This window comes from Sporomusa sp. KB1 (assembly GCF_007830295.1).
In the GTDB taxonomy this organism is placed as follows: domain Bacteria; phylum Bacillota; class Negativicutes; order Sporomusales; family Sporomusaceae; genus Sporomusa.
The window spans coordinates 70,740-93,922 of sequence record NZ_VLKC01000002.1 but is presented as its reverse complement, the minus strand read 5'-3'; the positions used below and the strand labels follow the sequence as shown (position 1 = coordinate 93,922).

Sequence of the window (23,183 nt, the reverse complement as noted above, 5' to 3'; positions counted from 1 at the left end):
CGCGTGGATTGAAACAAATTGACTGAATATCGGATAACTACCATCAACGTCGCGCTCCTTGCGGGCGCGTGGATTGAAACCCGCCAATCGGCAAACATAATTGATTATTTTAGTCGCGCTCCTTGCGGGCGCGTGGATTGAAACAACTCAATAGCGTTATTTCTCTTTGGTAGCTCAGGTCGCGCTCCTTGCGGGCGCGTGGATTGAAACACTAGCTACATTTGGGGCAAACGCGGGACCAGGTCGCGCTCCTTGCGGGCGCGTGGATTGAAACTCGTGGAACTTCGAGGAAATAAAAACTGCACTCGTCGCGCTCCTTGCGGGCGCGTGGATTGAAACTCTTGCAATGACTGATTATATTATTCAGCACCATGTCGCGCTCCTTGCGGGCGCGTGGATTGAAACTAGCTCCCAGCACAGGGCATGGACGGAAGCAACGTCGCGCTCCTTGCGGGCGCGTGGATTGAAACTTCTGCGCTTAACCCCATAGACTGTGCCGCTTTAGTCGCGCTCCTTGCGGGCGCGTGGATTGAAACCCGAATTCGGTTGAGAAGTATATGTCGCCGTTGTCGCGCTCCTTGCGGGCGCGTGGATTGAAACTGTAAAATCAACCCTTATACTGGGATCATCAAGTCGCGCTCCTTGCGGGCGCGTGGATTGAAACTTTATTCAATGCCATGTCAGTAAGATTAACCTCGTCGCGCTCCTTGCGGGCGCGTGGATTGAAACATAATAAATACCGCCCCATTGCCGGAGCAATTGGGTCGCGCTCCTTGCGGGCGCGTGGATTGAAACATCTATGACCGGAATAACTCTTACTAATGTAGGTCGCGCTCCTTGCGGGCGCGTGGATTGAAACTGTAAAATCAACCCTTATACTGGGATCATCAAAGTCGCGCTCCTTGCGGGCGCGTGGATTGAAACATTTATGCAGTCCCTCCAATCTATCTAGCAAAGTCGCGCTCCTTGCGGGCGCGTGGATTGAAACTCTCCAGGCATAACATCGGAGCCAAAAAACAGCAGTCGCGCTCCTTGCGGGCGCGTGGATTGAAACAGTGTTTAGGCGAATTACGCAGACGATTTGACGTCGCGCTCCTTGCGGGCGCGTGGATTGAAACAACTAAATGAGCCACGGATGATTTTACCCTAACGTCGCGCTCCTTGCGGGCGCGTGGATTGAAACCCGGTTCAAGCCGACATAATGAAGCGCGGTTTACGTCGCGCTCCTTGCGGGCGCGTGGATTGAAACTTTTTCTTGGTTCCCTCCAGGGACCATTCGCGGTCGCGCTCCTTGCGGGCGCGTGGATTGAAACTGCCAATACCCCGGCTAGGGGTCTAAACATAGTGTCGCGCTCCTTGCGGGCGCGTGGATTGAAACGCCTAAACACTGAACAACTTGCTGGCCGTACACGTCGCGCTCCTTGCGGGCGCGTGGATTGAAACCTCTGCCGCCATAATCACTATATCTCTTGTTGTGTCGCGCTCCTTGCGGGCGCGTGGATTGAAACAAATTATTTCTCAAATCCTGGGACGATTTTCAAGTCGCGCTCCTTGCGGGCGCGTGGATTGAAACACCAGCAGGGGGCAAACGATGGCTGACCAATTAGGTCGCGCTCCTTGCGGGCGCGTGGATTGAAACGTTTTCGCAAGTTCGACACGCACAGTCAATCACGTCGCGCTCCTTGCGGGCGCGTGGATTGAAACCAGCAAGCCTCCACGCCCTGACCACTCATGAGGTCGCGCTCCTTGCGGGCGCGTGGATTGAAACTTTTATGTTTACCGTTAGAATCAAATCCAACATGTCGCGCTCCTTGCGGGCGCGTGGATTGAAACGCTCTTTGTTTCCCGCTCTGTCTTTGCCTTATAGTCGCGCTCCTTGCGGGCGCGTGGATTGAAACTTATCAGCAATATAGTAACTGTTTAGTACCCTGGTCGCGCTCCTTGCGGGCGCGTGGATTGAAACATTCATGAGCGAGTGACACTCTTCAACAGTCAGGTCGCGCTCCTTGCGGGCGCGTGGATTGAAACTCACCCCTGCGCGCCCATTGCTTGTAGCTCCATGTCGCGCTCCTTGCGGGCGCGTGGATTGAAACATCACAAATAGTAATTCCTCTGCCGCCATAATCACGTCGCGCTCCTTGCGGGCGCGTGGATTGAAACTCATTACGCCCTCCTCGTATAGCCGCTGAATTGTCGCGCTCCTTGCGGGCGCGTGGATTGAAACAGATGCAGAATTGCTGTACAGAGAGGACTGATGTCGCGCTCCTTGCGGGCGCGTGGATTGAAACCTCAGCAGCGCCTCCAGTATTGCCCGAAATCCCGGTCGCGCTCCTTGCGGGCGCGTGGATTGAAACACTCCTTCCAATAATTGATCTGTAGTTTATCCCCGTCGCGCTCCTTGCGGGCGCGTGGATTGAAACAGACTCGTCGGCATCAGCAGTACTGATTAAATGTCGCGCTCCTTGCGGGCGCGTGGATTGAAACTTGCAGTAGGGTACGATGCACTAGTGGCTAAGTGTCGCGCTCCTTGCGGGCGCGTGGATTGAAACATAAAAAAGTAATGTTGTTTAATGGGCAATTAGTCGCGCTCCTTGCGGGCGCGTGGATTGAAACTTTATTCAATGCCATGTCAGTAAGATTAACCTCGTCGCGCTCCTTGCGGGCGCGTGGATTGAAACAAAAAACGGATCATTCTTCACAAACTTTAAGAAGTCGCGCTCCTTGCGGGCGCGTGGATTGAAACTTGGACACCCACGGCCCCACTGCCGCTCTTTCGTCGCGCTCCTTGCGGGCGCGTGGATTGAAACCAAAATCTTGCTTACATCAGTCTTTTGGTTAATGTCGCGCTCCTTGCGGGCGCGTGGATTGAAACTTTGCCGTCTACCGCAAGGCCAACTGGTGCGCGTCGCGCTCCTTGCGGGCGCGTGGATTGAAACTTGAGCAATAGCCGTGTATTTCTTAGTCGCCAAGTCGCGCTCCTTGCGGGCGCGTGGATTGAAACTTTTATTGGAACTTGGGAAAACAATGGATTTAGGTCGCGCTCCTTGCGGGCGCGTGGATTGAAACATCTATCGCCGTAACCTAGTCCGCCATAACTAAGTCGCGCTCCTTGCGGGCGCGTGGATTGAAACCTAAACCATTTGAGCCTGGCATAATTTTTGGTGTCGCGCTCCTTGCGGGCGCGTGGATTGAAACGTTGAGCCCGTAATTGGTATACTTGAACAGCCGTCGCGCTCCTTGCGGGCGCGTGGATTGAAACTGGACAGGCAATTGTAGCTGAGACTGCCGCTTAGTCGCGCTCCTTGCGGGCGCGTGGATTGAAACAGGCTGCAATGAATGAAGAAATATTGAAAATGGTCGCGCTCCTTGCGGGCGCGTGGATTGAAACATGTCGGAATTTGGATATATTCCCGATGATTTGTCGCGCTCCTTGCGGGCGCGTGGATCGAAATATAATAAAATGTACAGCCGTGTATGGTTGCATATGTCGCGCTCCTTGTGGGCGCGTAGACTAAAACAGAGGTATGACCAATAGCAGCAATATCGTGGAAGAAATTGCTCAGGCTTCCAGGTCTTACTGGGGGATTGAAAATAACTTGCAATGGGCGTTAGATGTTGGCTTTTGCGAAGATCAATAGCTGACACGACTGCAGGTTGAAGCAGCAAACCTGTCGCAATTACGAAGGTTGTCTGCCAATTTATTAAAACTGGAAACAGAATCAAAGATGTCCATTCAAAGAAAACGCTATCATTGTTCTTTGGATATGGATTATATGGAATCCGTTGTTTTTAATCCTCAGCTTTTTTCATGAACATGTCCTGATAATTTTACGAGTTTGTTTGACTCAAGTTGGACATCATGGTATAATCTTACATGGTAAATTGATACATGAGTGTGATTATAAATTGAAAAATTCTTAGATTAGGCAAAGACGCCGTGAAAGTTCGAATAGTAGAGATGCGAATACACGGTGTTTTTATTTTGATGAGGAATGACCTGTTGATCCTGATACGATAGCGCGGGTGTGGGCTCAAATGCATTTGGATGAGCCAATTTATGTACAGTATTTTAATTTTTTATGGGTAGTGCGTTACTCGGTGTATCTATGCCTGTCTTTTGGTCAGGCCTTTTATTGCAGTACATTTTTGCCTTTACACTGGGCTGGCTGCCTGTTTCGGGTTTTGATAATCCGCTTTGTCTTATTATGCCTGCAGTGGTTTTGGGTTGGGGGGCGGCAGGGACGATTGCCCGCTTAACTCGCTCCAGCTTGTTGGAGGTTATGGGCAACGATTATATTCGAACAGCTAGAGCCAAAGGTTTGTCAGCTCTTGCTGTTCTTTTTAACCATGCGCTCAAAAATTCATTTTTACCGGTAGTAACGGTTATGGCGATCCAAGTTGCTTCCATGCTTTCGGGATCAGTTATAACCGAGACTATTTTTAGCATTCCGGGAATAGGGCGTATTGCGGTTAATGCCATTCAGACCAGAGATTTGCCGCTATTGCAGGGCTCCATCCTTTTTACTACCTTGTTGGTTATTTTAGGTAATTTGGCAGCTGATATGATGTATTTTTTCTTAGATCCACGCATTAAAAATAAATGAGGGTGAACACATGGAATCGCAACTACAGGCAATAGAGCAACCGCAATATGTTGAAGAATCGTTTTTGACAGAATTATTTCAATCATTAAAGCAAAATAAAAGCGCTTTGGCTGGCTGTATAGTATTATTGGTATTTATTAGTGCCGCTGTGTTGGCTCCCTATATAGCGCCATACGATCCTTACCATGTAGATATGAGTCAGCAATTTCAGCGGCCGTCTGCCCAATATTTACTGGGTACAGATATGTTTGGCCGTGATATTTTAAGCAGAATTATCTACGGCTCCCGAATATCGCTGGTTATTGGTTTGGTGCCTACCTTATTCTCCATGATGATTGGAACCATTCTGGGATTGATAGCCGGTTATTATGGCAAGAAGACTGATTATATTATTATGCGAGCAGCAGATGTTGTTATGGCATTTCCTTCGTTGCTGTTGGCGATGGTGGTAATGTATACATTAGGTGCAAGTCTGCTGAACATCTTTATTGCCATAAGCCTGGTCAACTGGGCGGGAACAGCCAGGGTTGTCAGAGCGCAAACCCTGGTATTGAAAGAAAAAGAATTTGTCGAAGCAGCTAAAATAATGGGCGTAAAGAATTGGGTGATACTGTTACGCCATCTGTGGCCTAATTGCATTCCTTCCTTGCTGGTGCTGTTTACCTTGGGTATCCCTGACGCTATTATGGCAGAGGCAACCCTGAGCTTTCTGGGGGTGGGCGCGCAACCGCCCATGGCCAGCTGGGGTCTCATGGCTTCATCGGGAAAGGAATTTTTGTTTATGGCTCCCTGGATAGCCATTGTACCAGGAGTCGCGATATTACTAGTGGCATTGGCTTTTAACTTCCTGGGAGACGGGTTAAGGGACGCTCTGGATCCATATCTAAAACAGTAAGCGTTTGGGGGCAATTATCATGGCAGAAGATAGTGCAGTGATTGATGAGCGCAGGACAAGTGATACAACGATAGCTGAAAAGGATACGATGCTCACCGTAACAGGCCTTAAAACTTATTTTTTTACCAATAAAGGCGTAATTCCTGCGGTTGATGATGTAAGCTTTACGGTAAAAAAAGGACGAATAGTTGGTATTGTCGGCGAATCTGGTTGTGGCAAGAGCATGACGGCGTTGTCCCTCATGGGCTTGGTGCCCGCTCCAGGAAAAATTGTAGCTGGCAGTATTATTTTAGATAGAAAAAATTTAGTGAATTTGACCGAAAAAGAAATGTGCCAAGTCAGAGGTAATGAGATGTCGATGATTTTTCAAGAGCCGATGACCTCGTTAAACCCTGTTTATACAGTGGGGAGACAGGTGATGGAAGCAGCAATCCTCCATCAACAGCTAGGTAAAGCCGAGGCGAAAGAAAAAGCTCTTGCAATGTTCAAGTTAGTAGGCATACCAGAGCCACAAAAGCGACTGGACGCGTATCCCCATCAACTTTCCGGCGGTTTGCGCCAACGAGTGATGATTGCGATGGCGCTTAGCTGCAGGCCAAAACTGTTACTAGCGGATGAACCAACTACAGCTCTTGATGTAACTGTGCAGGCGCAAATTTTGCAATTGATGAAAAAATTGCAGACAGAACTTGACTCCGCTATTGTGTTGATTACCCATGATATGGGCGTCGTAGCCGAAGTATGTGATGATGTTACGATTATGTATGCAGGAAAAATTGTAGAACAGGCCAATGTTTTCGAACTGTTTGACAATTGTTTGCATCCTTATACTGCCGGTTTGCTAAAAGCCCTGCCTACTTTCCGGAAAAGCGGCGAGCGGCTTTACAATATACCGGGTATGCTGCCAAATTTGCTGCAGTTGCCCAAGGGGTGCAGGTTTTTTCCCCGCTGCGAATCTGCCTCGGCTATCTGTGCGGAACAAGAACCAGACTTGGTGGACGTCGGACAGGGACATTTGGTTCGCTGTGTAAAGTATCGTGGTTAGGGAGTGCTTACTGTGGGCGATATACTTATTCAAAGCAAAAATTTAAAAAAATACTTTTTTGATACAGGCGGTTGGTTAGGTAAACAGAAAAATATTGTTAAGGCAGTAGATAATGTTGATTTAGAAATAGTTCAGCATGAAACCCTGGCCTTGGTAGGTGAATCAGGCTGCGGTAAAAGTACGTTAGCGCGCTTGTTGATTAATCTATTGCCGCCTACGGACGGAGAAGTTCTTTATAAAGGCAAAAATATCTTTACTCTACAAGCTGAGGCAGCTAAACAGTTCAAAAAACAGGTGCAATTTATTTTTCAGGATCCGTATGCCTGTCTCAACCCGCGAATGAAGGTTGTCGATATTATTGGCGAGCCGTTAACAACACATCAGCTGGCAACAGGTAAGAACAAGGAAATTAGGGTTGAACAATTAATGAATCTGGTGGGACTAAGACAAGAATTTATGAATCGGTACCCCCACCAATTTAGCGGCGGACAGCGCCAGCGAATAGGGATCGCCAGAGCGTTGGCGCTAAATCCGGAATTGTTGATTTGTGACGAGCCGGTATCGGCGCTTGATGTTTCGATCCAATCACAAATTCTCAATTTGCTCAAAGATTTGCAGGGACAGTTTGGGTTGACTTATTTTTTTATCTCTCATAATTTGAGTGTGGTACGTTATATGGCTGACCGTGTGTGTGTGATGTTTTTGGGGAAAGTGGTGGAACTAGGAAATTGTACCGAGATATTTGAGCAGCCACTGCATCCGTATACTTCATTTTTGATGAATGCGGCACCAGTACCAAATCCTAAACTGCGCAACCGGAAAAGACTACTGTTGGAAGGGGAGGTGCCTAGTCCCATGAATCCGCCGCCTGGTTGTAGATTTCACACCCGCTGTCCCCGTGTACAAGAAATTTGTCGGGTAGAAGAACCAAAGTTAGCGGACTATGGCGGGAGAAAATGTGCTTGTCATTTTTCTCTAACCTAAAGAAGAAGAGTATATAAAGCAGTGAAGTGATAATAAGAATGCTTATAAATATCTATAGAAATTTTAGGGAGGGGTTTTAGTGAGTTACTGTAAAAAAATGATCGCGGTTGCCATTGTTTTATGTTTTTCGTTTGTATTTATGACAGGCTGTTCACTCATGAATAAATCCACTAGCAAAAACACACTAAGAGTGGCGGCCATAAATGATCCCGGGACTGCCGATACTCAGCTGACTACAGAAGAATATAATTTGCCGCTAAATATCTTTGAACGACTGGTGGAAATAAAAACGAGTGCACCGGGGGTATCAGAAATGGTCCCCGGGCTGGCAGAAAAATGGGATATTTCTCCTGATGGCAAAGTATATACGTTTCACCTGCGTAAAGGGGTTAAGTTTCATAATGGAGAAGAACTTACTGCTGATGATGTAGTATATACTGTTGACCGGATGCTCAATCCCAAAACCAAAGCCTTAAATACCGATTTTTTTGATATGATTGCCGGCGCAAAAGAACGGGTGGAGGGTAAGGCCGATACCACCGCCGGCATAAAAGCAGTTGATAAATATACTGTTGAAATTACCTTATCCCAGCCGTTTGCTCCATTTTTAGCCAATCTGGCCACACCAGCAGCGTCTATTTATAACCGCAAAGCTACCGAAGCCGCAGGAACACAGTTTGGGTTAGATCCCGAAAAAACGGTGGGTACAGGGCCGTTTAAACTCAAAGAATGGAAGGTTAACGATCATATTACGATGGTTGCCTATGACCAGTATTGGGGCGGGAAAGCAGCTCTGGACGGCATTATCATAAAAATTGTGCCAGACGCAGATACGCAAAAAATGTTGTTTGAGACAGGCGAATTAGATGTATTTAACTGTGATTTGGCCAGGACGCAGATTCCTTATTTTGAAGGCAGTGATAAATGGAAAAATCACATTGTCAAAGGTCCAAGAGTTGGTCTCTATTATTATAGTATGAATCAAAATATCAAGCCTTTTGATGATGTACGCGTCAGAAAGGCGTTCCAAATGGCGATTAATCGCCAGGAACTGCTTGATAAACTATATTTTGGCAAAGGAAAATTAGTGAATACCATTATGCCGCCAGGCTTATTGGGTTATAATCCGAATGCTCCTCAGATTCCGTATGATCCGCAAAAAGCCAAACAATTGTTGGCCGAAGCAGGATATCCTAATGGCTTTAGTATGGTGATTGCCCATGTGGCAGACAGGCCGGAAGCACTCCGCGTCAATGAAGCTGTCCAGGCGATGCTTAAAGAAGTTGGCATCACTGTAGAAATTAAACAAATGGATAGAGCTTCATTATTATCTACCAGGAAACAAGGCCAGTTGCCAATGTATATGGATATATGGTCAGCTGATTTTAATGATCCGGATAATTTCATTTATACATTTTTTGCACCCCGAAATTCGATAGCACGCTCCTATAACTATAAAAATGAAACAGTAGCTGGCCAGTTGGAACAAGCACGGAGAATGACCAATCCGGAAGAACGCTATAAACTGTATCAAGAAATGGAAACTCAGATTGTCATTAATGATGCTGCTTGGTTACCACTCTTTTCGCCAGAACATCTATTCGTGGTACAGCCCAGAGTGAAGAACTTTAAAGTGGCTTGGAATGGCTGGAGTGATATGCCGTACTACGGTATCAGCCTGGAAGAATCAAAATAAACTTAGTAGCGCTCGTTCATTGTAACGGGCGCTTTCACTTACAAAAGGCAAACTAGATGGAGGATGCTATTATGAATGTCTTACGGCAGAATTTAATTATTTCATTAAACGAGGGCGGTCCTGTCACAGGGGTGGCAGTATGTTATCAATCCAATCAGGAGTTGGCAGAGACCATAGCACAACTGCTGCCCTATCAGGCGCAGGTTATTAATACTAGGACAACCTCGCTTGCAGAGCTAGAATGGTGTGATCAGGTTAGTCATGTTATTGAGGTATATGAACCGGATAAGCCGGGGTATGAAAAATGTAAATTGGAACGGATGGGTATGCTGCAGCGGGGATGTCGGATATTGAGTTTGTTTGACTGGCAAAAAAGTTATTTGACAGATACTTTCTGGGGCAAAACCGACTATCGGGAATTGGCACTCAAGTTAGCACAAATAAAAAAAGCGTTGGAAGGGGTGGATACAATTCATATTACCTCAGCGCTGGGTACTGACATTTCCTTTGGTGTCACTGGCAGGCAATGGATTGCTGCTGATGGTATCTGCAGCAGCAATCATTTGGCGCAAATGCCGGATGGTGAAATTTATACCTGCCCGATTGAAGAATCCTTCAATGGAGTCTTGGTGATTGATGGTACAATTACTCGCTCGTGGCTGCCAGCTAAGCCGCAAAGACTCGTGTTTGAGCAGGGGCGGCTTAAGGAGTGTTCGTCAGAGTTTCGCAGCTATATTGCACCTTTTGAGCCGGAAATCAATTTGATTGGCGAGTTTGCACTGGGGTTTAATCCCGCGTATCGGCAAAGCATGCACAACATTTCAGTTGATGAAAAGGCAGCCGGCACAGTGCATTTTGCTCTTGGCGACAGCTATAATCTCGGGATAAATCAGTGTAACTGTCATGTCGATATGATTATTCGTCACCCCAGGGTTAGCACATTTCCAGCTATCGAACTGCCCTACTTTTAGTGAATGTGCGTACCTGTGAGTGAATGGTGTCAAAGGACCTGTTGACATATGCCCTCTAGTTCAGAAGCGATGAACTAGAGGGCATATGTCTATTAGCGGACGAAAGAATATCTATATCGTGGTCACTATGTTACGGAAGCGGGATCATTCTGAAACAATTGTGCATCCAATGAGCGGCAGCTTGTTCTAACGCATCTTCTAAAGAAGAGACAGGGCCAATGTATTCTGCGGATTCTGGCAGCTTAACGCCGGCAATATTGCGAAGATACAAAGTATCATTGTCAACAAAATAATTGTAGTCAGCAAATCTGCCGTTTATTCCCCGCGGAATGAAAGACAGATTCCAGCTGTCCGGATGCTCGGTTGCCTGTATAATGGTTAAACCGGCATTGGTTTGGCACGTAACTATTTCATAGGTTATGTCATCAAGTTTTACAACACTGTAGCTTGGCATAGCGAAGCATGTACTGGCCCCAAATATCATCAAAACTAATACGACCCCGGCAATCATTTTTTTCATTTGAACTCTCCTCCTTATTAATAAGGCGAAAAAAAAGCCGAAAATTGCTGCCATTTTTTGCCCCTACTAGTTATATATATATGCAAGGAAGAAAATAATGTATCGATTTTTTAGTAAAATCTAAAGGAAGGGAGATACGATCCATGGTATATCATTTTAAGAATCTTGTATTCGAGGGCGGTGGGGTAAAAGGTATAGCCTACGTAGGTGCTCTGGAAGTATTAAGTGAAAAGGGAATTCTCGATAATATAGAGCGCGTCGGCGGTTCGTCGGTAGGAGCTGTAACAGCACTGTTAATTGGCTTGAATTATCACCCGGAAGAAATCAAAGATATCTTCCGTAATCTGGACTTTCGAAATTTTTTAGATGATTCATGGGGAATTATCAGGGAAGTCCAAAGATTAGTGCACCAATATGGATGGTATAAAGGCGATTTCTTTCATAATTGGGTAGCTAGCATTATTGCAGCAAAGGTCGGAAATGCCAACGCAACATTCAAAGACGTATTCGATTTAAGACAGACGGATAAATATCAGGATATGTACTTTACAGGCACAAACCTGTCTACAGGGTTTTCAGAGGTATTCTCGTATGAGAATACCCCGGATATGAGCATTGCGGATGCTGTACGCATCTCAATGTCAGTACCGCTATTCTTTGCTGCTGTACGTGATAAACGTGATCATCTTTATGTTGATGGCGGGTTATTAGATAATTATCCAATCAGACTTTTCGATCAAGAAAAATATGTAAATCATTTTTCTACCCTTCCAAGCTACTATGAAATAGTAAATACAAACTTGCAGCTGCAAGACAAGATAACAAGTCCGTACGTGTACAATCAAGAAACACTGGGATTCCGTTTAGACTCTACCGCTGAAATTGCAGTGTATCGTGATCATGCGGAGCCTCTTCAGTACCCAATAAATGATTTCTTTTCTTATAGCTGGAGATTGATCGCCACGATAATAGAAAGCCAACAAAATCAGCATCTGCATAGTGAAGATTGGCATCGAACCATTTACATTGATACTCCGGGAATTAGAACTATGGATTTTGGCATCGGCAATATGGAAATAGAAAAAATGGTAAAATCAGGTCGTGAAAATACAGTAAAGTATTTTCACTGGTATGATAATTTAGATAACATGCCCCTTAATCGCCCGGGCGGAAGATAGGGAATGTGATGGTACATAGGTAAACAGGGCTTGCGCAAATATCCGATAAATCAGATAACGGAAGGGTTTGCGGGCGTTGGTGTCGAATATATGGGCATGGAAAAGTGTCAATACCGTAAAAACGTGTATGTGGAGGTGAAAAACATATACCGTAAGGCAGTTTGCAGATGATGATAAATGATTTCGAAAAAAGTGGGGTTTGGCTAGTAAGTCCGAAATATTTGGCTTTATGAACAGAAAGCCTTAGCTGGAGGAAAAAATGCATAAAATGACGGAATCTGAAATTCGGGTCATCGCCGAAGACATTGTATCTAAAACGAGTGACCATGCAACTACTATTATTTTTCAAGATGGAACGACTGAATCTGTAACGGGAAGTTGGCTGGGATACAGCAATATCTGGCTGGTTATTCAAGGCAAGGCGGAAGCAGAAACACTATATGAACAGTTATTGCTAAGCTACAATGAAATCCAGTATTGTGAAGGTTGTTAGCTACTAAGCAGATTAGGCAGACAACGATAAATAAGCCGGAGGGTGTAATAAGGGCATCACGAAAAGGAATATAAAGCACATTATGCAACGAAATTGGTCGCAGGGGTCTAAACTTCCCTTAGCGGCCTTTTTATTTTGCCGAAGACATAACAGCAGTCAGATTTATGTGTTGCCATCCTGATGGTGATAAGTGCTGTAAATGCATGCTTTCAAATAAATGGTTCTTATATTCATACCGCAAAGCGTCGATAGGATCTAGCAGCGCAGCCTTGCGGGCCGGATAGATACCAAAGAACAAACCGATGAGCAGCAAAATTCTGAACGCCACCCCCAGAATCTTTGAGGCAATAATCATAACCGGTATCATAATTAATGAAATTACCGTTAATTGCCAACTTAAAAATACCATAAAACCTAAAATGCCTATAAAGGGTCCTGCCAACATTACCTTGTATCAGCATACGCGCTTATTAAAACCCTCGTTTGATGAGCATTTCTACTGTCCATCACGCCATACCACTATATACTCCACCATCAGGAAAGCCTGGAGATACATTCCATACCGGATCGTCAACCAACAGCTTCGCAATAGTTTCTCTATCCTTTTCCCTTAATGCCTTGTAAAGAGCTTTTGCTTGCTTTACATTCTGTGTATCTTTTTCATCATGCTCTAAAAAAGCACTAATTTCCATGTGTCAAACACCTTCCTAATTTATTTGTACTGGTGCACAAAATTTCCCGCAAAGTTAAAGCTGCACATAGACATCACCCAAGTAATATTCTTCTTGTTTAAAATCCAAGATAAGCATACTATGTTTACCAATATATATATATTTCATATTTCAGTATATAAATAGATACTATACAACTTATAAGTGCCTACTTGCTATTTATTATACTACTATCTATTATTACGGTATAATAGTATCATACTGTAATAGTCAAGAAAGTGGGGAGTGACAAAATGGATTTCATTCGTATTAATCAAGAAAAATGTACTAAATGCGGAATTTGTGTGGATATATGTCCACCAAGAATTCTGCAGATGGAAAAAAAAGGTCCTAGAGCAACTGAAATACAAGCATGTATAGCATGTGGGCATTGTGTTGCCATATGTCCCAACGCAGCAATCGATAATGTTAAGACACCATTGTCTGGTCAAATTGATTTAGCAAGACTTCCGGTTATCGATACTGAAACTGCTTACCATTATATGAGATCGCGTCGATCAATTCGTTGTTATAGAAGTGAAAGTATTCCTAGAAACCAGTTATTAAAATTAGTTGATGTTGCGCGATTTGCTCCTACTGCTAGTAATAAACAGGGAATTTCATATATTATTGTAGAAGATAGAAAAATACTAAAAAAAGCAACTGAAGCAGTTATTCAATGGATGGAAGAAAATCAGTCAAATTGGTGGAGTTTTCCAATACATATTCATGCTTATAGAGAACAAGGAATAGATGGAATTTTTCATTCAGCTCCCAATCTCATAATAGCAACTGCTCCAAAAGATTTTAAAAACGGTCGCGAAAATACAATTTTATCATTTGCTTATTTAGAACTGTTTGCAAATACATTAGGGATAGGTTCTGCTTGGGCAGGTCTCTTTGAGATGTGCGCGTTTTCAAACTATTCTCCATTACTGGACTTATTTAAAATTCCAGAGAATAAGTCGCTAACAGGAGCTGTTATGGTTGGGTTTCCTAAATATAGCTTTAAACGACTTGTAGATAGAAATCCGCTTAATGTTACTTGGTTAAGCTGTGATGAAAAATGATTGACAAAACAACATTTGCTGCATAAAATGTAAAATGAATCCATAGTGAAAGGAGGCCAAGAGTGATGAAGATTGTTTCCGGTTGTATGATGTCGCGTGATGTAAAATCACCGGTTCGCGCAAGTAAATTAGGGGCAAATTGGATAAGTGTATCCTTTTTTAAGCAAACAACATATCGAAAACAGTTACCGGATGCTCTTGGCTGCAAATAGAAAAGCACTTAGTCTTTTCTAAATTACTGCGAAAAGACGCCGGTTATTCGGCGTCTTTTTGACTTTCACAGGAGGAAATACTATGCAGAATATCATCAGTTACAAACAAATTGGGAAATTAGCTTTTCCTGTTATCCTTGCTCAATCAGTTGTAATAATAAATGGCATGATTGACCTTGCGTTCATCAGCCCCTACGGTACAGAGGCCATCGCTGCTGTATCAATAGCTAACGCCTTATGCGCTACACTATTTAATTTTCTGGAAGGCTTCAGACTTGGTACAACCGTTTTAGTCTCCAGGGCTTCGGCTGCGAACGATGTGCCAAAGGCTACAGCTGTAGTAAATACCGGCTTATTTCTGGTTGCCATTATCGGCAGCCTATTCATTGCTTTCGCCCCGTATAGTAGCCAAACCATTTATGCTGTTGCCGGCAATGAGCAAATGACGTATTATGGTGTAGATTACCTGAAGGTATGGCTATGGGCAATACCGCTCATATTATTCTCTTATGTACTTATTGGATTATTTAGAGGGTTGAGTGACACGGCAACACCTCTATATAGTACCATTGTCATCTGTCTGTTGAATATATTTTTTGATTATCTATTTGTCTGTGGGGGATTTGGCTTTCCTAGTATGGGAGTAAAGGGAGCAGCTTGGGGAACTTTGTTTGCAAATCTTGCAGGTTTACTGATTATCGTTTATTTGGCATTGAGAAAACCATGTACAAACAAATATATTCACTTGAAACAGCCATTTCTCAAATATGTTCCAGAATATATTTCGCTTGCCGTAGATGTCGGACTCAACACAGGTTTTACACTTCTGGCCCTGCTGCTTTTTGTTTGTTTAATGAAACCGTTGGGAACTACCGCCTTAGCGGTACATCAAATTACCTTGCAAGCTTTTAATTTTGCCTATCTGCCAGCTATCGGTTTTCTAATTACAGCATCAATTATTGTTCCACAGTTATTGGAGAAGCATCATGAATGTCTCCTGCTGCCTACTGTGAATCGGATATGCACAATGAGTTTAAGTGTAGTCTTTGTTACTAGCAGCCTGCTCTTTTTCTTTTCACCAACTGTGAGCAGTTTTTTTAGTCCTGCTGATAAGCTAGTTGCAAAGCAAGCGGCTCAAACCATAAAACTTGTCTGTTTAGGTCAATTATTTTCTTCTGTTTATATGGTCCTGCGTGGTGCGCTTACTGGCTGTAAGGATACCCGCTTTATCGTTTATGAAGGGTGGGTATCAAGCTATCTGATATTCCTGCCACTGGCTTATCTTTTGGCTGTCAAATCAGGCTATGGCATATATGGTGGCTATGTGGCTTTCTTACTGTGGTGCATTTCTGATTGTATAGCGCTCGTGTTTCGCTTTTATCTCCAAAGACGCTGGCAAAATAATAACAGGTAGCCTATACCACGAGCTGGTTCGCGATGGTTATCCACGGATTTAGTTGAGTGAGAACGGAGACGATCTTCTAAAACCGTGAATAATTACTTGGTGCAGGTTTACACTATGAATATGGTACACTTTGTCATTTACGGAATAGTAGGCTGGTGTCTCGAAATTATCTGGACAGGTGCAGGTTCGCTATTAAACGGAGACGTGTGCTTGACAGCCAAAACCTACTTATGGATGTTTCCGATATATGGTTTAGCATTGTTATTTGAGCCACTGCATGACGTAATCAGGATCTGGCCGATGTGGGGGCGCGGCACTGTCTGGATGCTACTATGTTTTGCCGTCGAGTACCTTACTGGTTGGATACTAAACGTTATAATTGGCACTATACCCTGGGATTATTCCCGGGATGTCTTCAATATACATGGGCTAATTCGCTTGGATTATGCTCCGGCATGGTTTGTTGCGGGCCTATTATTTGAAAAAATCCATGACTGGCTAGATCAGGTTCGGATAGTTCAATAGTTTTGGAACTTGCAGGAAACCGTCTCCACTAGCCGCTAGATAACAGTTGGCTGGCAAGTATGGACATTGTACCTGTTAAAGAATAAACCGGTAAGCTATTAGTTGATAGCTTACCGATTTATTTGCATATAAGACTTAATTTTCCAGTTGCCTGATAATGGGTCAAAATAAGAAAATAATGGATTATCATTTTGAATTTACGTAAAGTTCATGGTATAATGATAAAGTAGGGATAGTATGTAAGTACTTGAGAGTTGCACAGTAACTGAAGGTGAAGAGGCAAGGGTCCGTAGGCTGTCGCTAACACCCAGAATTATTTTACGGAATTTTCAAGTAATTTATATAGATTGTCTTAGAAGATGGTCTATGTTTTTGATGTAATATAGGTACTCAATTTTGGAAAGGCGGGATTGTACAGTGACAACATTGTTGAAACAGACGCGGGAAATAAATCATCTGTTACAAAAAACGGAAAAAGTGGATTATAGTGAGGTTACTAAGCTTCTCAGTAGATGTATGGAAGCTAATGTTTATCTAATTGGGAAAAAAGGCGCACTTATCGGACATGCTTTGCATGAGGGATTTGAATGTGGAGTCATGCTGGATGATTTATTAGAAAAAGGCCAGTTTCCGGAAGGGTATACTAAAGTACTGAGCAGTGTGCGTGAAACTACCTGCAATATTCGTCCCAAGAATGGTGATTGTGTGTTTAATGAGCAGCTGAAATGTCCTTATCTTGGTGAAAAGTATACATTGATAGTTCCTGTTGTTGGAATTGGTAAACGTCTGGGGTCTTTAGTTATTGGAAAGTTTTATACGGACTTTACGGAAGATGATCTTGTGATGGCTGAATATGGTGCCACAATGCTTGGTATGGATTTATTACGGGGCAGGATGGATAGAATGGAGGACGAGACTCGCAAACGAACTACCGTGCAGGTCGCTTTGAGTACGCTTTCCTATTCCGAATTGGAAGCGGCAATGAATATTCTGAGTGAACTTGATGGCGATGAAAGTTTGATTGTGGCCAGTAAAATTGCTGACCGCGCAGGAATCACCAGGTCGGTCATTGTCAATGCTTTGAGAAAACTTGAGAGTGCCGGCGTGATTGAGTCCAAGTCGCTGGGCATGAAAGGTACATATATTAGAATTCTTAATGAGCATCTGATTGAAGAGTTTAATAAGAAAAAGCACTAAGCCAAGATATTTATTTTGACAATTGATTGTCCACTGGGGCGTATTGAGTTGCGCGGATGTAAGATAAATACAGGGGGCGGTTATTGTGAGAACAAACAATAACCGCCCCCTTGTTCTTAAAATAAAATTAAGAACATAACAAACCTTTGACATTAAAAGGGAATGTATATATTATTGAATTATAGTATGTAATTGTAAGAATCTTCTTAATCAGTTAACGGGAGGGATAATGTGCAAATTAAGCTGATTGGCTGTCTTTCTACTAAAAATGAGGTGCTAGAGACGGGAGTTTCCTCCTTTGTTGACTGTGATTTTTTGGACTTTTCCTTACATGCTTTTCCAGACCAATTGCATAAGGAGCTGCAGCGTAGGATTGATGCGTCCCAGGACTATGATATGATTATTCTAACCTATGGGCGATGTTCTCATGCCGTAGAGGGGCTGGTATCTGCCACGGTGCCTTTGGTACTGCCAAAGGCTCATGATTGTATTAGCGTATTGCTAGGCTCAGATCTGCGGCGGCAAGAGTTGTCTAAGGATAATCCAGCGGTCTACTATTTTAGTCAAGGCTGGTTGGAATATGGTCGGGACCCTTATGCGGAATACCTGGAATATGTTGATAAGTACGGGGAAGATGATGCGCAATACCTAATTCAGACTCTCTATGGCACATACCGGGAAGCCGTGTTTATCCGAACCAACTGTGAGGCGAAAAAACTGGAGCAATACAGGCAAAGGGTCAGGCAGATTGCCGATTTTTTTGGCTGGAAGGTCAGCGAAATCGAAGGGAATCTGGCACTATTAAACGCAGTTATTACCAGGAAGCGGCATCCGGATGTTATCAGGGTGGCTCCTGGCACACCAATAGTATTGGAGGAGGAGAACAGTTATGCAGATTAAAGTCAACTCGGAATCGTTGGTTGTGGCAGAAGGCGAGAACCTAATGGCAACCTTGCTTCGTTATAACCAACCTGTAACGAATATTTGCAATGGGCAGGGGACATGCGGGAAATGTAAAGTGCGCATAATAAGTGGCGCACCAGCACCGACGGAATTGGAGTACAAAAAACTTAGTGCCGGCGAGCTTGCGACTGGCGTCCGGCTTGCCTGCCTGGTTAAACCCCAGCCAGAAATGGCTGTGGTCTGTGGGGCTAGCGGTAATGTCGATAGGAAGGAAGGACTCTTGTTTATTGAGCAGGCAAGCAGTGAGTATTGTGGTATACGTCAGGTGCAGGTTAACCTTGACCTGCCAACGCTTGAAGATGAGCGGGGCGACTGGAACCGATTGCTGGCGAAATTGCAGGAGACTTGTGGGCTTACTGACCTTAAAATAGGGTTATCACAATTACAAACCTTGTCCCCGGTGATAAGGCAAGAAAATTTTGCTGTTTCGGCTGTTATATGGAAAGATCAAATTCTGGCTGTTCTACCAGGGGCGGAGCAAGTACCTGTTTACGGTGTGGCCATTGACATTGGTACAACCAATATCGCCGTTGCACTGTATAATTTGGAGACTGGGGTTATGGTTCGGCTGGCGGCGGCAGAAAATGGCCAGACGCGTTATGGGGCTGATGTTATTTCGCGCATTGAATTTGCCAACAAGAGTTCGGGTAACCGAACTTTATTACGGGAAGCGGTTGCCGGTACTATTAATAGCTTACTGAACAAATTGTGTACTACTGCTAAGATTAATAGCAACCAAATATACAAGGCGGTTGTGGTCGGCAATACTACCATGCAGCATTTGTTTCTGGGGCTTGATGTCTCTTATTTGGCTCTGTCACCTTTTGTGTCGGTGTGTAATGCAGATTTGGAGTTTGATGCTATTGAGACTGGACTTGATCTATACCCGCAAGCTAAAGTTATTTTATTCCCCAATGTAGGCGGTTTTGTTGGCGGGGATACGCTGGGAGCTGTTCTTGGATCAGAGGAACTCCTGGCTACAGGGCGCCACTTGCTGATCGATATTGGTACAAACTGCGAATTGTACTTACAGGATGGAACCAAAATGTGGGCTTGTTCCACTGCTGCCGGTCCTGCCTTTGAAGGGGCGGGAATTACGTACGGCATGCGGGCTCAACCGGGTGCTATTGAGCGGGTGGCTATTGATGAACAGGGTGTGTCGCTTGCAATCATAGGTGGCGGTGCAGCTACTGGTATATGCGGGTCTGGGCTCATTGAAGCAGTGCAGCAAATGCGTGAGGCCGGGATCATCAGTCAATCAGGAACAATCAATGATCCTAATGATCCGAAGATACAAGCTGAATTGGCACCTGAACTGCTAAAGCGTATTCGTGATGGTCAGCAGAAGCGGGAATTTGTCTTGGCCTATAATCCGGACGGTGATGATATTGTTTTAACTCAGTATGATATCAGTCAGTTGCAATTGGCTAAAGGCGCAGTTTGTGCCGGTATTAGGACATTGCTTGATATCGCCGGTTTGAGTGTGGCAGATTTAGATTCGATAGTGCTGGCGGGAACCTTTGCTACCCATCTCAATTTAGCTAGTACGGTGGATATCGGTCTGATTCCGCAGTTGAGCTTGCACAAGCTAAAGACGGCAGGAAACGCTGCTCATGCCGGGGCAGTTAAGGCCTTGCTTGATCAAAGGGCGTTTGCTGGCTTGCGGCAGCAGGCTAATAAGATTGAACACGTCGAGCTGGGAGGAAGTGCCACCTTTAGTATGTATTTCATGGATAGTATGTGCATAGAACCATGTGAGATATAGTTTGCCAAATCAATAGGTGTGTAAGACGTATTTTTTTAGATTGGGGTGTTGGAAATCAATGGTCGACAGAAATTTGGTTGATCTACAATATTTGGAAGATGTATTGGAGAATTTTTCCAAAGCAACCGGTCTACATGTGGCAATTGTAAATAAAAAGGGAGAGTCTTTTGGAATTTTCGATACAGCCGAGCGTTGCGGCTTTTGTCGCTATATTCGCAGCAAGCCCAGTGGGGTTGCCAAATGCCGGGCTTCTTATAAGCAAGCTACTCAGGAAGCCTCCAAATGGGAAGAACCATATTTTTTCCGCTGCCGTGCAGGACTGGTTATTTGGGCAGTGCCAATCAGCTTACGTGGTATTTCTCTGGGGAGTATTATTTGCAGTCAAGTGCTATTATGGAAACCGGATCGGTTTTTCTATCAAGAGCTGCGAGAATTGAATCCGGAAGTGGATGATTTCACCGAAATGGAGAAAAAAGCAGGGCAATTGGATATTATTTCGCCTATCCGATTCCAGGCGGCGGCCGATGTTTTGTACGTTACTGTCAATCAGTTGATGAAACGGGATTTGCTTGTTTTGGAGAATGTTGAGACATATAAGATGCAGCAGCGTATCCATAAGGAGCTGGAAGATCGTAAATTGAAGCCATTCTCTGCCGCAAAGGAAGGCGATGACTATGGAGCCTATCTACAGAAAGAGCGGAGCTTTCTGCGCTATATTCGGCTTGGTGATAAGCCCAGGGCAGAAAAGAACCTGCATACGTTATTGACACAGCTGTTTGTAAAGTCAAGCGGCGAGCAGGCCACACTAAAATTGCGTATTAGTGAATTGGCGACATTAGCTTCCCGGGCTGCTGTAGAAGGTGGTGCTGTCGCCGAGACCGTAATGGTGATATTAGATAAATTTAACGAAAAGATAAATGATTGCCAGCGGATGGAGGAATTCTTTTTCCACATGCAACATTTGGTTACTGTATTTTTGAATCGCAGTGTATCATTAGAGGATAAGAAACATGGCGGCTTGGTGAATGAGGCCAAAAACTTTATCCTGGAAAGCTATTCACGGCCGATAAAAATTGACGATGTGGCCGCACAACTATTTATTAGTCCCTCGCACCTATCGCGGTTGTTTCGCCAAGAACTTAACTGTACTGTTAATGACTACATCACCAGAGTGAGGGTAGAACAGGCTGTTGAACTGATGAAGAAGCCGGAACTTAGCGTTGCTCAAGTCTCACAGGCAGTCGGTTTTCAAAGCCAAAGCTATTTTGCCAAGGTTTTTTCAAAACACATTGGTGTTGCGCCGCTAATATATCGTAACAGCTTGTCTTAACTGGAGGGATGTCCATGATTTATGCCGAAATTGCCGATAAAGTCAAGAACGGCGAGGCTGAAGCCGTAATGGAATTATGCTGCAAAGCTGTAGCACAAGGGTATCCGGCGCTCGCTCTTCTCGAAAAAGGACTCATTTTGGGAATGGATCAGGTCGCCGATAAATATAGTCATCGACGGGTTATTGTGCCAGAGGTATTGATGTCTGCGCGAGCTATGCATGCCGGTCTGTCTGTCGTGGAACCGCATCTGAAGTACAAAGCAAAGCGGCAGACAGGTACTATTGTAATCGGTACTGTGGCAGGCGACTTGCATGATATTGGGAAAAACTTGGTAAAGTTAACTGTAATGAGTACTGGTGCCCATATTGTTGATTTAGGAATTGATGTAACTCCGCACAGATTTCTACAGGCTGTAGAAAAGAACAAAGCTGAGATCTTGATGATGGCAGCGTTATTGACTACTACTATGCCTGGTATGAAAAAAGTTATTAATGCGTTGGAGGAAGCTGGTATGCGCAAAGGCTTGATTGTTGCTGTAGGCGGTGCTCCCGTGGATGAAGCCTTTGCCCGGGTGATTGGCGCTGATTGCTATTTTAAATGTGCCAAAGATGCCAAAAGCTTTCTTGACCATAATCTAAATAAGATTGTGCTACGACGGAAATTAGCTACATAGCTCTTACCTGTAGTATCAATAATATGGAAACAGCTACGCCTTAGCGATAGGGCTGGCTGTTTTGTTTTTTGTTTGAGTTAGTTTAAGTTGAATTAAGTTATTAGGTTTCGTTTTGAGCGGCTTTTTGCTAGTCCATTTATTCACATATTGGACAATGCACGGATTGTTTTCAAAAGAGCAGTAATGGAGCGAATTTTCAGAATGATAGCAATGATATAATGAAATCAGTCAAAGGGAATATGTAGAATAGTTATCAAAATCAAAACCACAAAAAAACGAGGGGGAAGAAAAATGGATTATAATCAACTTTCGCTCTATGTACAAAAAGGGAATGGTGCCAAGGTAAAAGAAATGGTATCAGAGGGCTTAGCACAAAAGGCGTCTCCTACTGAAATATTGAATGCTGGCTTAATTGAAGCTATGGCTGTAATTGGGGAAAAGTTCAAAAACAACGAAATCTATGTTCCGGAAATGTTGATGGCCGCCAAGGCAATGAATCAAGGGATGCAGATATTAGAACCAGTTTTAACCGCCACTGGAGTTAAACCTATTGGCAAGGCAGTTATTGGTACTGTTAAAGGCGACTTGCATGATATCGGCAAAAACTTAGTCCGTATGATGCTCAAAGGCGCTGGTATTGAAATGTATGACTTGGGTATTGATGTATCTGCTCAGGCATTCTTGGATAAAGCCAAAGAGGTTGGCGCCGACTTGGTTTGCCTTTCGGCTTTGCTGACTACAACGATGCCTTATATGGATAGTGTAATCAAGGAATTCGAAAAAGCCGGTGTACGTAGCCAGTATAAATTCATGATTGGTGGAGCTCCTGTTAGCGAAGCTTATGCTAAAAGCATAAAGGCCGACTGTTATGCAGACGATGCTGTTATAGCAGTTGATGTTGCTAAAAAATTGCTGGCTAAATAACTAATAAAATTTATGAGGGGGT

At 44.1% G+C, this 23,183-nt stretch carries 20 protein-coding genes, 1 pseudogene and 1 CRISPR repeat array; of the genes and pseudogenes, 18 read left to right on the top strand and 3 right to left on the bottom strand.

Features of this window, described 5'->3' with window-relative positions:
* Positions 1–48 precede the first annotated feature (48 nt).
* Positions 49–3,518: a CRISPR direct-repeat array (repeat unit 32 nt; unit sequence GTCGCGCTCCTTGCGGGCGCGTGGATTGAAAC).
* A gap of 561 nt (positions 3,519–4,079) precedes the next feature.
* From SALPA_RS04255 to SALPA_RS04230, 6 genes are all read left to right on the top strand, one after another.
* Positions 4,080–4,604 carry an ABC transporter permease gene (locus tag SALPA_RS04255; RefSeq protein WP_145090065.1) on the top strand — a complete coding sequence of 175 codons (525 nt, stop codon included), beginning with the start codon at positions 4,080–4,082 and terminating at the stop codon, positions 4,602–4,604.
* A 10-nt stretch (positions 4,605–4,614) separates the two neighbouring features.
* Positions 4,615–5,499 carry an ABC transporter permease gene (locus SALPA_RS04250; RefSeq protein ID WP_145090062.1) on the top strand — a complete coding sequence of 295 codons (885 nt, stop codon included), beginning with the start codon at positions 4,615–4,617 and terminating at the stop codon, positions 5,497–5,499.
* Positions 5,500–5,587: 88 nt separating this feature from the next.
* Positions 5,588–6,544, top strand: a complete 957-nt coding sequence (locus tag SALPA_RS04245) for an ABC transporter ATP-binding protein (RefSeq protein ID WP_222428153.1) — start codon at positions 5,588–5,590, stop codon at positions 6,542–6,544.
* Positions 6,545–6,556: 12 nt separating this feature from the next.
* A complete protein-coding gene (locus SALPA_RS04240) occupies positions 6,557–7,528 on the top strand; it encodes an ABC transporter ATP-binding protein (RefSeq protein ID WP_145090056.1) in 972 nt (323 codons plus the stop codon).
* A gap of 79 nt (positions 7,529–7,607) precedes the next feature.
* Positions 7,608–9,224, top strand: a complete 1,617-nt coding sequence (locus tag SALPA_RS04235) for an ABC transporter substrate-binding protein (protein ID WP_222427869.1) — start codon at positions 7,608–7,610, stop codon at positions 9,222–9,224.
* A gap of 71 nt (positions 9,225–9,295) precedes the next feature.
* The gene (locus tag SALPA_RS04230; protein ID WP_186450898.1) at positions 9,296–10,195 is read left to right on the top strand and encodes an aminopeptidase; all 900 of its coding nucleotides are present in this window, start codon (positions 9,296–9,298) and stop codon (positions 10,193–10,195) included.
* A 130-nt stretch (positions 10,196–10,325) separates the two neighbouring features.
* Here SALPA_RS04230 and SALPA_RS04225 read toward each other — a convergent pair whose 3' ends face one another.
* Positions 10,326–10,715 (bottom strand): hypothetical protein, encoded by a 390-nt coding sequence (locus SALPA_RS04225; protein ID WP_145090049.1) that lies wholly within the window; start codon positions 10,713–10,715, stop codon positions 10,326–10,328.
* A 143-nt stretch (positions 10,716–10,858) separates the two neighbouring features.
* On the opposite strand from SALPA_RS04225, the gene SALPA_RS04220 reads away from it, so the two are divergent.
* Together SALPA_RS04220 and SALPA_RS04215 are read left to right on the top strand one after the other, a co-directional pair.
* On the top strand, positions 10,859–11,893 hold the full coding sequence (locus SALPA_RS04220) for a patatin-like phospholipase family protein (RefSeq protein ID WP_145090046.1): 1,035 nt from the start codon (positions 10,859–10,861) through the stop codon (positions 11,891–11,893).
* A 259-nt stretch (positions 11,894–12,152) separates the two neighbouring features.
* Positions 12,153–12,386, top strand: a complete 234-nt coding sequence (locus tag SALPA_RS04215; RefSeq protein WP_145090043.1) for a hypothetical protein — start codon at positions 12,153–12,155, stop codon at positions 12,384–12,386.
* A gap of 229 nt (positions 12,387–12,615) precedes the next feature.
* On the opposite strand, the pseudogene SALPA_RS33145 reads toward SALPA_RS04215, so the two are convergent.
* Both SALPA_RS33145 and SALPA_RS04205 read right to left on the bottom strand, forming a co-directional pair.
* A pseudogene (locus SALPA_RS33145) lies at positions 12,616–12,693 on the bottom strand (ABC transporter permease); the annotation flags it as partial.
* Positions 12,694–12,892: 199 nt separating this feature from the next.
* The gene (locus SALPA_RS04205; protein WP_145090040.1) at positions 12,893–13,078 is read right to left on the bottom strand and encodes a hypothetical protein; all 186 of its coding nucleotides are present in this window, start codon (positions 13,076–13,078) and stop codon (positions 12,893–12,895) included.
* A 272-nt stretch (positions 13,079–13,350) separates the two neighbouring features.
* Here SALPA_RS04205 and SALPA_RS04200 point away from each other — a divergent pair, with 272 nt between their 5' ends.
* The 10 genes from SALPA_RS04200 to SALPA_RS04160 all read left to right on the top strand — a co-directional run bounded on the left by SALPA_RS04200 (position 13,351) and on the right by SALPA_RS04160 (position 23,161).
* The gene (locus SALPA_RS04200; protein ID WP_145090037.1) at positions 13,351–14,166 is read left to right on the top strand and encodes a nitroreductase family protein; all 816 of its coding nucleotides are present in this window, start codon (positions 13,351–13,353) and stop codon (positions 14,164–14,166) included.
* A gap of 65 nt (positions 14,167–14,231) precedes the next feature.
* A complete protein-coding gene (locus tag SALPA_RS28800; protein ID WP_186450897.1) occupies positions 14,232–14,378 on the top strand; it encodes a hypothetical protein in 147 nt (48 codons plus the stop codon).
* 82 nt (positions 14,379–14,460) lie between these two features.
* Positions 14,461–15,792 (top strand): MATE family efflux transporter, encoded by a 1,332-nt coding sequence (locus SALPA_RS04195; RefSeq protein WP_145090034.1) that lies wholly within the window; start codon positions 14,461–14,463, stop codon positions 15,790–15,792.
* 105 nt (positions 15,793–15,897) lie between these two features.
* Positions 15,898–16,308 (top strand): hypothetical protein, encoded by a 411-nt coding sequence (locus tag SALPA_RS04190; protein WP_145090031.1) that lies wholly within the window; start codon positions 15,898–15,900, stop codon positions 16,306–16,308.
* 417 nt (positions 16,309–16,725) lie between these two features.
* Positions 16,726–17,505 carry a GTP-sensing pleiotropic transcriptional regulator CodY gene (gene codY / locus SALPA_RS04185; protein ID WP_145090028.1) on the top strand — a complete coding sequence of 260 codons (780 nt, stop codon included), beginning with the start codon at positions 16,726–16,728 and terminating at the stop codon, positions 17,503–17,505.
* Positions 17,506–17,736: 231 nt separating this feature from the next.
* A complete protein-coding gene (locus SALPA_RS04180) occupies positions 17,737–18,405 on the top strand; it encodes a DUF1638 domain-containing protein (RefSeq protein ID WP_145090025.1) in 669 nt (222 codons plus the stop codon).
* Positions 18,395–20,233 carry an ASKHA domain-containing protein gene (locus SALPA_RS04175; protein ID WP_145090022.1) on the top strand — a complete coding sequence of 613 codons (1,839 nt, stop codon included), beginning with the start codon at positions 18,395–18,397 and terminating at the stop codon, positions 20,231–20,233. The genes SALPA_RS04180 and SALPA_RS04175 overlap by 11 nt, the downstream gene beginning before the upstream one ends.
* Positions 20,234–20,291: 58 nt before the next feature.
* On the top strand, positions 20,292–21,563 hold the full coding sequence (locus SALPA_RS04170) for a PocR ligand-binding domain-containing protein (RefSeq protein ID WP_145090019.1): 1,272 nt from the start codon (positions 20,292–20,294) through the stop codon (positions 21,561–21,563).
* 14 nt (positions 21,564–21,577) lie between these two features.
* Positions 21,578–22,237, top strand: coding sequence for a corrinoid protein (locus SALPA_RS04165; protein ID WP_145090016.1), 660 nt, complete (start codon positions 21,578–21,580; stop codon positions 22,235–22,237).
* 291 nt (positions 22,238–22,528) lie between these two features.
* Positions 22,529–23,161: a B12-binding domain-containing protein gene (locus SALPA_RS04160; protein ID WP_145090013.1), complete on the top strand. Its 633-nt coding sequence runs from the start codon at positions 22,529–22,531 to the stop codon at positions 23,159–23,161.
* The last annotated feature ends 22 nt before the right edge of the window (positions 23,162–23,183 follow it).